At 62.1% G+C, this 13,794-nt stretch carries 14 protein-coding genes; 5 read left to right on the top strand and 9 right to left on the bottom strand.

Annotation, left to right across the window (positions count from 1 at the left end; translation table 11 throughout):
* Nucleotides 1–16 precede the first annotated feature (16 nt).
* Nucleotides 17–358: a YbaB/EbfC family nucleoid-associated protein gene (locus FZZ90_RS05445; protein WP_226424724.1), complete on the top strand. Its 342-nt coding sequence runs from the start codon at nucleotides 17–19 to the stop codon at nucleotides 356–358.
* Here the strand turns inward: FZZ90_RS05445 and rsgA are convergent.
* From rsgA to grpE, 4 genes are read right to left on the bottom strand one after another with little or no spacing between them, the layout of a single operon-like run.
* Complete coding sequence (gene rsgA / locus FZZ90_RS05440) at nucleotides 333–1,247, bottom strand: ribosome small subunit-dependent GTPase A (RefSeq protein ID WP_370631032.1); 915 nt, start codon at nucleotides 1,245–1,247, stop codon at nucleotides 333–335. The two genes, FZZ90_RS05445 and rsgA, sit on opposite strands and share 26 nt — an antisense overlap.
* Nucleotides 1,240–1,467, bottom strand: a complete 228-nt coding sequence (locus tag FZZ90_RS05435; protein ID WP_226424723.1) for a sulfurtransferase TusA family protein — start codon at nucleotides 1,465–1,467, stop codon at nucleotides 1,240–1,242. The genes rsgA and FZZ90_RS05435 overlap by 8 nt, the downstream gene beginning before the upstream one ends.
* The gene (dnaJ, locus tag FZZ90_RS05430; protein ID WP_226424722.1) at nucleotides 1,464–2,600 is read right to left on the bottom strand and encodes a molecular chaperone DnaJ; all 1,137 of its coding nucleotides are present in this window, start codon (nucleotides 2,598–2,600) and stop codon (nucleotides 1,464–1,466) included. The genes FZZ90_RS05435 and dnaJ overlap by 4 nt, the downstream gene beginning before the upstream one ends.
* Nucleotides 2,600–3,271, bottom strand: a complete 672-nt coding sequence (gene grpE, locus FZZ90_RS05425) for a nucleotide exchange factor GrpE (RefSeq protein WP_226424721.1) — start codon at nucleotides 3,269–3,271, stop codon at nucleotides 2,600–2,602. Before grpE ends, dnaJ begins: the two co-directional genes overlap by 1 nt.
* Before the next feature lie 90 nt (nucleotides 3,272–3,361).
* On the opposite strand from grpE, the gene FZZ90_RS05420 reads away from it, so the two are divergent.
* Genes FZZ90_RS05420 through FZZ90_RS05410 form a run of 3 tightly spaced genes read left to right on the top strand, consistent with a single transcriptional unit; the run spans nucleotide 3,362 to nucleotide 7,572 of the window.
* On the top strand, nucleotides 3,362–5,206 hold the full coding sequence (locus FZZ90_RS05420) for a GspE/PulE family protein (RefSeq protein ID WP_226424720.1): 1,845 nt from the start codon (nucleotides 3,362–3,364) through the stop codon (nucleotides 5,204–5,206).
* Between the two features lie 10 nt (nucleotides 5,207–5,216).
* Nucleotides 5,217–6,293: a type IV pilus twitching motility protein PilT gene (locus FZZ90_RS05415; protein ID WP_226424719.1), complete on the top strand. Its 1,077-nt coding sequence runs from the start codon at nucleotides 5,217–5,219 to the stop codon at nucleotides 6,291–6,293.
* Nucleotides 6,294–6,312: 19 nt separating this feature from the next.
* Nucleotides 6,313–7,572, top strand: coding sequence for a type II secretion system F family protein (locus FZZ90_RS05410; RefSeq protein WP_226424718.1), 1,260 nt, complete (start codon nucleotides 6,313–6,315; stop codon nucleotides 7,570–7,572).
* On the opposite strand, the gene FZZ90_RS05405 is transcribed toward FZZ90_RS05410, so the two are convergent.
* Complete coding sequence (locus tag FZZ90_RS05405) at nucleotides 7,547–8,752, bottom strand: NAD(P)/FAD-dependent oxidoreductase (RefSeq protein ID WP_370631031.1); 1,206 nt, start codon at nucleotides 8,750–8,752, stop codon at nucleotides 7,547–7,549. The two genes, FZZ90_RS05410 and FZZ90_RS05405, sit on opposite strands and share 26 nt — an antisense overlap.
* A gap of 34 nt (nucleotides 8,753–8,786) precedes the next feature.
* On the bottom strand, nucleotides 8,787–9,290 hold the full coding sequence (gene msrB, locus FZZ90_RS05400; RefSeq protein WP_226424716.1) for a peptide-methionine (R)-S-oxide reductase MsrB: 504 nt from the start codon (nucleotides 9,288–9,290) through the stop codon (nucleotides 8,787–8,789).
* Between the two features lie 40 nt (nucleotides 9,291–9,330).
* Between msrB and dusA the strand changes: the two genes are divergently transcribed.
* The gene (dusA, locus tag FZZ90_RS05395) at nucleotides 9,331–10,326 is read left to right on the top strand and encodes a tRNA dihydrouridine(20/20a) synthase DusA (RefSeq protein ID WP_226424715.1); all 996 of its coding nucleotides are present in this window, start codon (nucleotides 9,331–9,333) and stop codon (nucleotides 10,324–10,326) included.
* 13 nt (nucleotides 10,327–10,339) lie between these two features.
* Here the strand turns inward: dusA and FZZ90_RS05390 are convergent, their stop codons facing one another.
* The 3 genes from FZZ90_RS05390 to FZZ90_RS05380 all read right to left on the bottom strand — a co-directional run bounded on the left by FZZ90_RS05390 (nucleotide 10,340) and on the right by FZZ90_RS05380 (nucleotide 13,790).
* Entirely contained in the window at nucleotides 10,340–10,804 is a 465-nt protein-coding gene (locus FZZ90_RS05390) for an RNA-binding protein (protein WP_226424714.1), read from the bottom strand.
* A 126-nt stretch (nucleotides 10,805–10,930) separates the two neighbouring features.
* Complete coding sequence (gene argH, locus FZZ90_RS05385) at nucleotides 10,931–12,349, bottom strand: argininosuccinate lyase (RefSeq protein WP_226424713.1); 1,419 nt, start codon at nucleotides 12,347–12,349, stop codon at nucleotides 10,931–10,933.
* 28 nt (nucleotides 12,350–12,377) lie between these two features.
* Nucleotides 12,378–13,790 carry a PP2C family protein-serine/threonine phosphatase gene (locus tag FZZ90_RS05380; RefSeq protein ID WP_226424712.1) on the bottom strand — a complete coding sequence of 471 codons (1,413 nt, stop codon included), beginning with the start codon at nucleotides 13,788–13,790 and terminating at the stop codon, nucleotides 12,378–12,380.
* Between the last annotated feature and the right edge of the window lie 4 nt (nucleotides 13,791–13,794).

Genomic DNA, 13,794 nt, shown 5'->3' with positions numbered 1-13,794 from the left:
CTCCCACAGGATCGCCATGGCAGGGTTCGGACTCCCTAATTTCGGCCAGCTCACGGAAGCCTTCAAGAAGGCCCAGGAGATTCAGCAGAACGCCCAGGCACTGCAGGACGAACTGGATGGGATGGAGATCGAGGGCCAGAGCAGCGATGGCCGGGCCAGCGTTTGGCTGTCGGGCAACCAGCAACCCCTGCGGGTGCGGCTGGACCCAGCCCTGCTGCAAGAGGGCCAACAGGCCAGCGAAGCGGCCACTCTCGAAGCCCTGCAAGCGGCCTATGAGCAATCCACCGCCACGATGAAGGGCCGCATGGAAGAACTCACCGGTGGCCTGAACCTCAACCTCCCCGGGATGGGCGGCTGAGGCCGCTCTGCTCGATCAACGCAGCCTTATAAAGGGCATAGCGTTCCCAGTCACTGGACACACCGCAGCCAGGCTCACCGCGATGCAGGCAGTCGCGGAACCGACAGGGCCAGGGATCAAGCTGCTGTCGGAGCTCCGGAAAAAGCACCCCCAATTCCTGGGGGTCATCTGGCAGATCTGGACGGTTGAAGCCAGGGGTGTCCGCCACCCTCGCGCTCGGACCCAGGGGAAACAGCTCCACGTGGCGGGTGGTGTGGCGCCCGCGCTGCAGTCGACCGGACACCGCAGAAGTGCGCAGTTGAAGATCAGGACGCAGCTGGTTCAGCAGGCTGCTCTTGCCCACCCCGGAAGGTCCACACAGCACCGAAAGCTGCGCACCAGCCAAGCGCTGCCTTAGGGCGTCGATGCCTGTTCCAGCTTCACTCGAAAGCGCCAGCGGGTCATACCCCCACCCCTGCAACCGGGCCACAAGCCTCTCGAGCGCTTCGGCTGAGATGAGGTCTGTCTTGGTGAGCAGAAGGATTACCTCGAGCCCTGTCCGTTCCGCCGTCAACAGGAAGCGACTGGCCTGATCAGGGTCAAAGCTGGGCTGTTCCACCGCCAACACCACAGCCACCAAGGAGACATTGGCCACCGGTGGGCGCGTGAGAAAGCTGTGGCGTGGCTCAACGTCGGCCACCACAGCCCGCCCTTGGCCTGGATCAATCGCCTCGACGCAAACCCGATCGCCCACGTAAACGGCTTCGCCCCGATGGCTGAGCCGAGTGCGGCGCGTGCAGAGCAGCCGACCTGGACATCCGTCAGGTGCTGCATCCAGCTCAACCTCCACGTAGTTGGCCTGGAGCGCCACCACCATCCCGGAAGCCACGGAACTGCCGGTGTCAGCCACCGCAGATCACCTCAATGGTGACGGAATCCGACGTTTGATCAATGCACTCAACACGGTGGCCTGCATCCCTCAGGCCTGGAAGCACCATGGCCTCAGGCTCACCCCGATCGAGACAGACCTCCAGACAGTCACCACTGCTCATCTGCTCGAGGCTGAGCTTGCAGCGAATGAAATTCACTGGACAGGGCGTTCCCCGCAGATCCAGGGAACACCTGTTCATCCCTTCTGACCAAACAAGCGCGCGAACAAACCACTGTTGTGGTGGTGGTGTTGCTTGCCGCGGGCGGAATGGTGACCCGCCAACTGCTCCAGCAGCTCACGCTCCACATCGCTGATCCGCTTCGGCAAGTCCACAGTGACCGTCACGCGCTGATCACCCCGTGCCACCGGATTCCCGAGCTTGGGAATGCCCAGGTTCGGCAGGGTGAGCACCGTGCCGGGTTGGGTGCCGGCGGGGATGTCCAGCTCCTTGCTGCCGTCCACCGTTTCCACCTCGATGGTGTCGCCAAGAATCGCCTGGAGATAGCTGACCTTGACCTCCGAAAAGATGTTCAGACCATCCCGCTGCAAGCGCGGGTGATTGCGAACAGTGAGGAAGACGTAAAGGTCACCGGACGGGCCTCCCCGGGGTCCCGCGTTGCCTTCGCCAGTCACGCGAAGCCGTGTCCCGGTGTCCACCCCGGCAGGGATGTTGATCCGCAGCTTCTTGCGCACCTGTTTGACACCCTGGCCTCCACAGGACCCGCAAGGATCCGAAATCACCTGGCCAGTGCCCCCACAGTTGGGGCACTCGGCGACCTGAGTGAAGCTGCCGAAGGGCGTCCGGGTAGCACGGCGCACCTGCCCGGCGCCGCCACAGGTGCCGCAGGTGGTGGGCCCACTTCCCGCTTTGGCACCGCTGCCGCCGCAGGTGTCGCATGTCTCCAGATGCGGGATCTTGATCTCCTGCTCCTGACCGAACACCGCCTGCTCGAAATCAATCGTCAGGTCGTATCGAAGATCATCCCCCTGCTGGGGGCCCTGCCGCCGCGACCGACCAGCTCCAGCACCACCGGGTCCACCGAAGCCCTGGAAAAACGTCTCGAACAGATCCGCGAATCCGCCCATGTCCCCCATGTCCGGAGCGCCAGCCGCACCACCAAGACCGGCTTCACCGAACTGGTCGTAACGGGCTCGGGTCTGGGGATCACTGAGCACCTCGTAGGCGCGGCCGATTTCCTTGAAACGGTCTTCAGCGCCGGGATCCTTATTGATATCGGGGTGGTACTGACGCGCCATCCGCCGATAAGCCTGCTTGAGGCTGTCGGGATCCACATCTCGGCTGACGCCGAGCAGGTCGTAGAAGTCGGCCATCAGGCCTCCTCCGCCGTCTGATCCGGTGCCGCCTCAGCAGGCGCAGACGCTGGATCGGATGGTCCTGGACCCATCGACACCTTCACCATGGCGTGGCGCAGCACACGCCCGTCGCGGTGGTAACCGCGCTGGAGCTCCTCACACACCACGTCCTCGGAGAACTCGCTGCTTTCCTCCCGCAGCACGGCCTCATGCAGATTCGGGTCGAACTCCTGGCCAACCACTTCCATCCGGGCCACCCCCTGCTGCTTCAGCACCTCCACCAGTTGCTTGTACAAACCCTGGTAACTGCGGTGCAGCGCCTGAGCTTCTTCCCCTTCAGGATTCAGCTGCTGACGGGCCCGCTCGAAGTTGTCAACGACGGGGAGAATCTCCGTGAGGGTCGAGCAGACCAGCTGCTGACGCATATCGTCCTGATCGCGGCTCTGGCGCTTGCGGAAGTTGTCGAAATCCGCCGCAATGCGCATGTATTGGCTGTTGAGCGTCTCGTGCTCTTGCTTGAGCGAGCTCAACTCCTGCTCGAGTTGCTGCATCCGCTCCGCCGGATCCACCGCTGCAGGAGCCTGTTCAGACGTCGCCTCAGGCGCATCAGGAGCGGACTCCGGCGTTGCTGGAACAGCACCGGACGCAACGGTCTGGTCCTGCTCTGGGGTGGAGGCGTCGCCGCTCATGCTGACCGCTCAGGGATTGCTGTCTAGACATGTTGAAGGGCAACGCTTACCTCCCACAAGCTGCGGAAGCCCGCACCTCGGTCGCAACCCATGACTCTGACGCTGCCCAGCCCCGATGCCGGCGACACGGCACGGCAGCGTTTCGCCCTTGAATTGCTGTTGCAGCAGCCGGTTCCAGGTCCAGAGCAACTGCTGGCAAGCCGCAACCTGCTTAACGACGCCCTCCCGGACGTCAGCCCGGATCAATGGCAGACACTGCAGGCCATGCCGATCGCAGTCGGTGCTGACCACCTGGACATCGCGATCCCCAGCCAATGGCGAGACCAGGAATGGCAACACCTGATCGATCAGCTGCCGGACCAACACCGCACGATCCGTCTGCACCCTGCCATCGAAGCGGATCTGCAGCGTGCCTTGGCCACAGAAACAAACCGAACAACGACGGAACCAAACCCGCCAGCAACAGAACAGTCGAGCAACCCTGCTCCGGCAGAGACAGAAAGCACTCTCGAGGTGAATGCTGAGTCCTTTCTCGACGACTTCAGCCCCGATGAGGTGCTGGAGAGCGACGAGGACGCCCAACTGGCCCGGGATGCCATTGACCTTGAGGCCAGCCTTAACGATGCAGAAGCCTCGCCGGTGGTGACGCTGGTGGACCGGATCCTGCTGCAGGCCATGTCAGTGGGCGCCAGTGACATCCACGTGGAGCCACAGCAGAAGGGCTTGCGTCTGCGGTTCCGCCAAGACGGCGTCCTCCAGCAATACGTGGAGCCGCTCCCCAGTCGCCTGGTTCCTGCGGTGACGTCCCGATTCAAAATCCTGGCGGATCTCGACATTGCCGAACGGCGCCAGGCCCAGGACGGCCGCATCCGCCGCAAGTACCGCGACCGGGTGATCGATTTCCGCGTCAACACCCTGCCCAGCCGCTTCGGTGAAAAGGTCTGTCTGCGCCTGCTGGACAGTGGAGCGACCCAACTGGGGCTGGACAAGCTCATCGACGATCCCGATGCACTGGCCCTTGTCCGAGAGCTGGGGTCCAAACCCTTTGGAATGATCCTGGTCACCGGGCCAACGGGCTCCGGCAAGTCGACCACCCTCTATTCACTTCTCGCCGAGCGCAACGATCCGGGCATCAACATCTCCACGGTGGAGGACCCGATCGAGTACACCCTGCCGGGCATCACCCAGTGCCAGGTGAACCGAGACAAGGGCTTCGACTTCGCCACGGCACTGCGGGCCTTCATGCGCCAGGACCCGGACGTTCTGCTGGTGGGAGAAACCCGTGATCTCGAAACCGCCAAAACAGCGATTGAAGCCGCACTGACGGGTCACCTGGTGCTCAGCACCCTGCACGCCAATGATGCCCCCAGCACCATTGCCCGCCTGGATGAAATGGGCGTGGAGCCCTTCATGGTGTCGGCATCCCTGATCGGAATCATTTCCCAGAGGCTGCTGCGCAGGGTCTGCTCCCACTGCCGCGAGCCCTACCGGCCGGAGGAACGGGAACTGGGCCGCTTCGGGCTGATGGCCAGCCGGGAAGCGGATGTCACGTTTTATCGGGCTCATCATCACAGCCCCAACGAGCAGGTCTGTTCCCATTGCCAGGGGAGCGGCTACAAGGGCCGCGTCGGCATCTATGAGGTGCTGCGGATCCAGGAGGACATGGCCACCGCCATTTCCAAGGGCGCCAGCACCGATGTGATACGCCAGCTGGCCCTGGAATCAGGAATGGTGACCCTGCTCGGCTACAGCCTCGAACTGGTGCGACGGGGCGAGACCACGCTTGAAGAGGTGGGGCGGATGGTGCTGACGGATTCCGGACTGGAATCCGAGCGCAGAGCCCGCGCTCTCAGCACAATGACCTGTGAAGGATGCGGTGCCGGCCTGCAGGAAGGCTGGCTCGAGTGTCCCTATTGCCTTACACCACGCCACTGAGGAGCCGGTCATGGATCTGATGATCGAAGACCTGATGGAACAACTGGTGCAGGGCGGTGGCAGTGATCTGCACCTCGCCACCGGTCAACCGCCCTACGGCCGCTTCAGCGGTGAACTGCGTCCGATGACGGACCGACCCCTGGCCGAGGAGGACTGCAACAAGCTGATCTTCTCAATGCTGAACAACAGCCAGCGCAAAACGCTGGAGCAGACCTGGGAACTGGACTGCGCCTACGGCCTGAAGGGCGTTGCACGCTTCCGCGTGAACGTCTACCGCCAGAAAGGCAGCTATGCCGCCTGCCTTAGGGCCCTTGGCAGCACGATTCCAAGCGTTGACCTGCTGAACCTGCCTCCTGTGGTGCTGGAGACCAGTGCGCGGCCCAGGGGGCTTGTGCTGGTGACCGGTCCGACCGGATCCGGCAAAACCACCACCCTGGCGGCTCTACTGGATCACATCAATCACACCCGCAGCGAACACATCCTCACGATCGAAGACCCGATCGAGTTCGTGTATCAGAGCGACAAAAGTCTGGTGCACCAACGCCAGCTCAACGAAGACACCCGCAGCTTCGCCAACGCGTTGCGCGCCGCCCTGCGGGAGGACCCGGACGTGATCCTGGTGGGTGAGATGCGTGATCTGGAAACCATTCAACTGGCCGTGAGTGCCGCCGAAACCGGACACCTCGTCTTCGGAACCCTGCACACCAGCTCAGCGGCCCAGACCGTGGATCGGATGGTCGACGTCTTCCCGCCGGAGCAACAGACCCAGATCCGTGTGCAACTTTCGGGAAGCTTGGTGGCTGTGTTTTCCCAGACCCTCTGCCGGCGTCAGAACCCCGCAGAGGGACAGTTCGGTCGGGTGATGGCGCAGGAAATCCTGATCAACACACCCGCCACGGCCAACCTGATCCGCGAGGGCAAATCGGCGCAGCTCTATTCCCAAATCCAAACAGGGGGAGAACAGGGCATGCAGACCCTGGAGAAAGCCCTGGCCAACCTGGTGCTCAATGGGGATGTATCCCGCGCCGAAGCGATGGGCAAGGCCAGCAAACCGGGCGAATTGCAGCGCTTAATCGGTGAAATCTGAAGCCAGGGGGTAAGCATCGATGGCCGCCTTCATTGCCTCCTACTCCGGTCCCACCGGACAACCGCGAACGGTGACGATCAAGGCAGCCAACCTGGCTGAGGCCAAAAAGCTGCTGCGGCGTCGTGGAATTCGCGCCGAAGAACTGCGGCCCGTCAGCCCCGGAAACAGCCAAGACACCAAAACCGATGGGGCCGAGGCGGGAGGTCTGAAGTCGATCGACCTCAACCGAATGTTTGAAAAGGCACCGGGCGTTAAGGAGAAGGCCGTGTTCGCCAGCAAGCTGGCGGCCCTGGTCGATGCCGGCGTGCCGATCGTGCGCAGCCTCGATCTAATGGCGACGCAGCAAAAGCTGCCGATGTTCAAACGGGCGCTCACCAAAGTGAGCCTCGACGTCAATGAGGGCATTGCGCTGGCGACAGCCCTGCGTCAATGGCCGAAGGTGTTTGATCAACTCAGCATCGCCATGGTGGAAGCCGGCGAAGCCGGCGGTGTGCTGGATGAGGCCCTGAAGCGACTTGCCAAGTTGCTGGAAGACAACGCCAAACTTCAGAACCAGATCAAGGGAGCCTTGGGCTATCCCATCGCCGTGCTGGTGATCGCCATCCTGGTGTTCCTGGGGATGACCATCTTTCTGATCCCAACCTTCGCGGGGATCTTCGAAGATCTAGGGGCCGAGCTGCCGGCCTTCACCCGACTGCTCGTTGATCTGAGCGCACTGCTGCGTTCCTCTGCCTCGCTTTATGCGATCGGGGTGATCCTGCTGGCGATCTGGATGTTGAACCGGTTCTACGCAACCCACAACGGTCGTCGAACGATCGACCGCCTGATGCTGAAGCTGCCACTCTTCGGCGAACTGATCCTGATGACGGCGACAGCTCAGTTTTGCCGGATCTTCAGTTCGCTCACGCGGGCCGGTGTGCCGATCCTGATGTCGATGGAAATCTCGAGCGAAACCGCCGGCAACGCGATCATTTCCGATGCCATCCTTGCCTCGCGGGCCATGGTTCAGGAGGGCGTGCTGTTGAGCAATGCGCTGATCCGCCAGAAGGTGCTGCCAGACATGGCACTGAACATGCTGGCCATCGGCGAGGAAACCGGTGAAATGGACAAAATGCTCAGCAAGGTGGCGGACTTCTACGAAGACGAAGTCGGCGCCATGGTCAAAGCACTCACATCAATGCTCGAACCCGCGATGATCGTTGTGGTGGGCGGAATCGTGGGATCCATCCTGCTGGCGATGTACCTGCCGATGTTCACCGTGTTTGATCAGATCCAGTAAGCACTGCAGCGATGGCCTGGCCCGCCAACCAACCGCCGCTCCAGCAGGCCTGAAAGTTGAAACCGCCGGTTACCCCATCCACATCCAGCAATTCTCCGGCCAGGTAGAGGCCGGGGCATCGGTGGCTCTCCATCGTGGCCAGGTTGACGTCCCCCAAGGCGACACCGCCGGCGGTGACGAACTCCTCCCCGAACGGCCCACGTCCCTGGATCGGCACACTCTGCGCGCAGAGCAGCTCCACCAATCGACGCTCCGCCTTGATCGGCAGATCGGCCCAACGGCGTTCTGGCTCCACCCCAGCCAGGCTCAGAAAGGCTTGCCACAACCGTCGCGGCAAATGCTCGAAAGGCTTCGATGCTGAAAGAGTTCGCCGCGCCTGCTCCTGCCGCCATTGCTGCAATCGGTCGGTCAGCCCCGAACGACCCAACCCAGCACTCCAATCCAGCTTCAACTCAGCCTGGTAGCGGTTCTGATGCAGGGCCCTGGCGGCAAAGGCCGAGAGGCGCAGCGTGGCCGGACCACTCAGACCGCGGTGGGTGATCAGCACCCGCCCGGTCTGGCGGAAGCGCTGGTTGCCCAGTTTCAGATCAAGGCCCACACCGTCGATGGCAATGCCACTGCAGGCCGTCAGCGCCGGTGCCTGCAGCGTGAGGCTGAACAGCGATGGCACCGGCGGCACCACCTGATGACCAAGGGCTTCCGCCAGTTTTCGGCCACTGGGATGCCCCCCCGTGGCCAGCATCAAACAGCGCCCACGCAAAGGCTCCAGGCCGCGGCCCTCGAGCACAAACCCCCCCTTGGGGTGAACGCGCACCTGCTGGACCATGACCTTTGTGCGCAGCTCTACACCTGAGGCCCTTGCCGCCTTCTGCAGGCACTGAATCACGGCCTCAGAACGGTTCTGCTGCGGAAACATCCGTCCATCGGGTTCCTCCACCAGGGTGAGCCCGTGCTCGTCAAACCAGGCAATCGCATCGCCGCAGGCGAAGCGACTGAAGGGCCCCCGCAAGGGTCTACTGCCACGGGGGTAGTGGGTGGCCAGTTCACGGGGATCCCAGCAGGCATGGGTCACATTGCAGCGACCGCCACCGCTGATGCGTACCTTCTGGAGGGGCTCAGAGGTGCCTTCCAGCACCAGCACATGCCGAACCCCCTGCTCGGCTGCAGTGATTGCTGCCATGTACCCGGCAGGACCACCACCAACAACAATCAGATCAAGCGGGCTGGAAGCGGAGGGCGACTCCGTTGTTGCAGTAGCGCTTGCCGGTGGGTCGTGGTCCGTCATTGAAAACGTGGCCCTGGTGCCCACCACAACTGCTGCAGTGGTATTCCGTGCGCGGCAGGATCAATTTGAAATCTACTTTCGTGGCGATGGCACCATCCAGGGGCTGCCAGAAGCTGGGCCAGCCGGTGCCGCTGTCGAATTTGGCCTCCGACGAAAACAAAGCTGCATCACAGCCGGCGCAGTGGTATGTGCCGGAACGCTTCTCTCCATTGAGCGGACTCGTGAAGGGACGTTCCGTTCCCTCATTGCGCAACACGTCATAGGCCTGGGGAGACAAACGCTCACGCCACTGCTCGGCATTGAGATCCCAAGAGGGATCGCCAGCGTTGGACGCCGCCAACACAGGTTGAGGTCTCCAGAGACTGCCAAACACACCTGCCATTGCCGCCAACAACAGCGATCGACGGGACAGAACGGCGGCACTCAAGCTCATCAACGCTGAAGCGGGAATCACGGGCGGTTCTAATGGATTGATGACTGCCGCCGGATCCACCACTGCCTACCGCTTCAGTGTGGCGCCGATGCTGGATTGCACCGACCGCCATTTCCGGGTGCTGATGCGGCAGATCAGCCGTAGAGCCCTGCTCTACAGCGAAATGGTGGTGGCCCAGGCGCTGTACCACAGCAAACGACGCAACAAGTTGCTGGATTTCGATCCGGTGGAACATCCCATCGCCCTTCAGGTGGGGGGAGACGATCCAGCCCTACTGGCCGAGGCGGCACGACTGGCGCAGGACTGGGGCTACGACGAAATCAACCTCAATGTGGGTTGCCCCAGTCAGAAGGTGCAGGCAGGGAATTTCGGGGCTTGCCTCATGGCGGAACCGGATCTGGTCGCCCGATGCGTGGAGGCCATGGTGGACGCAGGGGGACTCCCCGTGACCGTGAAACATCGGATCGGTATTGACGATCTCGACAGCGATGCCCTGCTGACGAACTTCGTGGATCGAGTGGCTCTGGCAGGGGCCAGCCGCTTCGCTGTTCACGCCCGTAAAGCCTGGCTGGAGGGCCTGGATCCCAAGCAGAACCGAACGATTCCTCCGCTGCAGCATGACCGCGTGGTGGCTCTTAAAAAACGCCGCCCCGATCTGGTGATTGAACTCAACGGGGGGCTGGAATCCCCTGAAGACTGCCTTGAGGCACTGGAAGGATGCGATGGCGCCATGGTGGGACGGGCGGCCTACAGCCATCCCCTGCGCTGGACCAGCATCGATGCCTTGATTTTCGGGGAAGAGTCACGCCAGATCCTGGCGTCAGATGTTGTGGAGGGTCTACTTCCCCATGCAGAGGCTCATCTGGAGAGAGGGGGCCGGCTGTGGGACCTATGCCGTCACCTGGTGCAACTCGTGGAAGGCGTCCGTGGTGCAAGGCACTGGCGGCGGGAGCTGGGGGAGAAAGCCCAGCGCCCTGGAGCTGATCTGGATGTGCTGCTCCAAGCCGGACAGCAACTCAAGGACGCAGGACTCTGATCAACGGCTGAGTTCAGCCCTCAGCTCCGCCGTAACCGGAATAGTCATCGCCACCGCCGCTGGAGGATCCACGGCGACGACGGCTGCGACCCTCGTCGTAGGCATTGCCCTCACCAGCATTGTCTCGGGCGCCATAGCTGCGGTCTTCCCATCCCCTTGCACCGGAGGGGCGATCACCGCCGCCACCACCGCCGCCGCCGTAGCCGCCACCACCACCGCCACGACGGGGGGCGCTACCGCGGGGCTCAGCTTTGTTGATCCGGAGAGGACGGCCCATCAGTTCTGCACCCTGCAGGCCTTCAATGGCTGCTTCTTCGGTGGACTCATCGGCCATCTCAACGAAAGCAAAACCACGCTTGCGACCTGTGTCCCGCTCGAGGGGCAGCGCGCAGTTGGACACTTCACCGAACTGGGCAAACAGTTCAATCACATCTTCCTGCTCAGCGCGGAAGGGAAGGTTGCCGACAAAAATGCTCACGTTTTGCGTGGACCGGGTACGAAACAGTGGACCGATGAGGCCTTGAACTTTGCCATCGGGCCATGACTCCGGAACGAAGTGACATAGCTCTGGCTAAACAAGCGTAGACCCGGTTATGGGTGAGAGTCATCCCACCGGTTGAGTTCCGTTGAAACGCTGTAACCAACGCTGAAGCTGTTCATCAACACGCTCAAATCCCGTTCCACCTTCACTGCGACGGGCGGCAACAACAGCCCGGGGAGCCAGGGCGTCATGCAAATCCGCCTCAAAGGCCGGATGAAGTTCCTTCCAAGCAGTCAGATCAAGGTCCCGCAACAAACAACCCTGCTCGAGACAGCGCCGGACGACAGCGCCGACCAATTGATAAGCCTCGCGAAATGGAACACCACGAGACACCAGATAGTCGGCCACATCCGTTGCATTGGAGAAATCCTGCTCCACCGCTTCATTGAGGCGCTCGACTCTGAAATCAAGGCCTTCCTCAAACAAAATCGCCATCGCCTCAACACAATCACGTGTTGTGCGGAAGGCATCAAACAACGCCTCCTTGTCTTCCTGAAAATCCTTGTTGTAGGCGAGCGGAAGACCCTTAATCATGGTTAGCAATCCCTGGAGATGTCCGAAGACCCGTCCTGTTTTGCCCCGAACCAGCTCAGGCACATCGGGATTCTTCTTCTGAGGCATCAGGCTGCTGCCCGTGGCACAGCGATCGCTGAGCCGCACGAAGCCGAATTCCTCGGACGCCCAGGCGATCACCTCTTCGGCGAGACGGCTGAGGTGCACCATCACCAAGGAGGCGGCAGCTGAGAACTCAACGCAGAAATCACGGTCGCTGACCGCATCGAGGCTGTTGGCATAAACCGCTGAAAAACCCAGCTCCTTCGCGGTGCGCTGGCGATCAATCGGTACTGGCGTGCCCGCCAGGGCAGCGGCGCCGAGCGGGCAAATGTTCACGCGTTTCCGCACATCCTGAAGACGCTCGCGGTCGCGCTCCAACATCTCGACATAGGCGAGAAGGTGATGGGCGAGACAGAGCGGCTGGGCCCGCTGCAGGTGGGTGTACCCGGGAATCATGGTGCGGCGATGTCGATCCGCCTGGGTCAGCAGTGCCCCCTGCAACCGCTGCAGATCCTGATCCAGGCCATCCAGCCGTCGCCGCAACCAGAGGCGTAGGTCAGTCCCAACCTGATCATTGCGGCTGCGTCCGGTGTGCAACTTCTTGCCCACGGGACCCAGCAAAGCAATCAGCCGGCGTTCCACAGCGAAGTGAACATCCTCATCAGCCAAACCGGGCTGGAAACTGCCGGATGCCGCCTCAGCACGAATCGTCTCCAGGCCCTCCACCAACTGCTCAGCCTCCGCCTCCGTGATCACTCCCACGCCGGCCAGCATCCGGGCATGCGCGATCGACCCATCGAGATCCTCCTGAAGAAGGGACAGGTCAAAACCGATGGAGGCGTTAAACGCCTCAATAAAGGGATGCAGACCTTGCTCAAAACGATCGCTCCAGGTGCCTGCAGCACCACCGGTCACCCCACCAGCCATCAATTCATCCGTCGATTTCCTCAGCTTGTCAGGCGATTGACCGTCCCTGCACACTCGGCAACGTGACCGCTTCCGGAACTTTCAACACCACAAGCGACGCGTCATCCTCCAGCTGACGATCCGGACCAACAAAACGGTCCAAGCGTTCAAACAGGCTTTCAAGAATTCCCTGCGCTCCCTGACCACTTCGACAGGCCGTTTCAAGGGCACGAATCAGCCGCGCCTCGTCGAAACGATCGCCAGTGATCCCCGGTGCTTCGGTCACACCATCGGTGTAGTAGAGCAACACGTCTCCCGGTTCAAGGCGAACCTCGCCAAGGGCGAACTCAGCTTCAGGTTGGAGACCGATCAGAAGCCCAGCGGCATCGAGCCGCATGATCACCCGTCGCTCGGCGCGCCAGAGCAGGGGCGGGTTGTGGGCCGCATTGGCATAACGCAACCGCAGCGTGCGCGGATCCAGGTCGGAATAAAACAGCGTCACAAACCGGTGCGACTGCGCAAGGTCTTCCTGCGCCAGCTGGTTGAGGTCGTGGAGAATCCGATCCGGTGGCAGACCGCTGAGAACCTCAGCGCGCAGCATCCCGCGCAACATCGTCATCAGCAGACCAGCAGGAACGCCTTTGCCCATGACATCCCCCATCACCAATGCCCAGCGACCCCGCTCACGGCGTCTGCCGATGAGTTCCGGACGGGTGGGAATGAAGTCGTAGTAGTCACCGCCCACCTGAAAAGCGGGCCGACAGCGCGCGGCCAGATCAACGCCCTCGATCACGGGGCAACGATCCGGCAACAACTGCGCCTGAATCTCTGCACCAATGCTGAGTTGTCGATCGACCCGCTCATGCCGGCGGGCGTCCTGCAGCATCTGATCGTTTTCGATCGCAACACCAGCAAGATCCGCCACCAACTGAACGTGCCGACGGTGCACCTCGGTCCAGACCAAGGAGCCGTTGCGGGCATAGACGTAAAGGCGGCCCCGCGTCCGACCACGGGCCGTCACAGACGTGGCGAACAAAGCCGCTTTGGGCAGGCAGCGTTGAACCAGACGATCGAGCGCCAACAGCTGCTGATCGTCGCTGCCAAAACCCACGGCCGATCCAGGTTCAAAGGCGGCTAAGCGCTGCAGCAGATCCTGGGACGGCTCAGCTGGACTCCCCTGCAACTGATCACGCCAGAGGCGACCATCCGTCTGAAACGGAACAAGCAAGGCCCCCTCAACACCCACCAGGCGCGAGGCCACGACAGGCACAAGCTCAAGAAAGCGCTGGAGGTTGGTGAAGCTGCGGAGGGCAAACCCCAGGGAAACCAACAGATCCTGATTGCGGCGCTGTTCGCTGCTGAGGCTGTCAAACAGCTGACGCAACGAAGCCATGGCCTCGGGCGAGGGGTGTCCAGTCCGCTGCGCAGAGCTGGGATGACGTCCGGGCGGCTTGCTGCTCAACCTC

This window comes from Synechococcus sp. MU1617 (genome assembly GCF_020514235.1).
Classification (GTDB): Bacteria; Cyanobacteriota; Cyanobacteriia; order PCC-6307; family Cyanobiaceae; genus Parasynechococcus.
The sequence above is the reverse complement of the archived record's forward strand: the minus strand, read 5'-3'. Positions and strand labels throughout refer to the sequence as shown.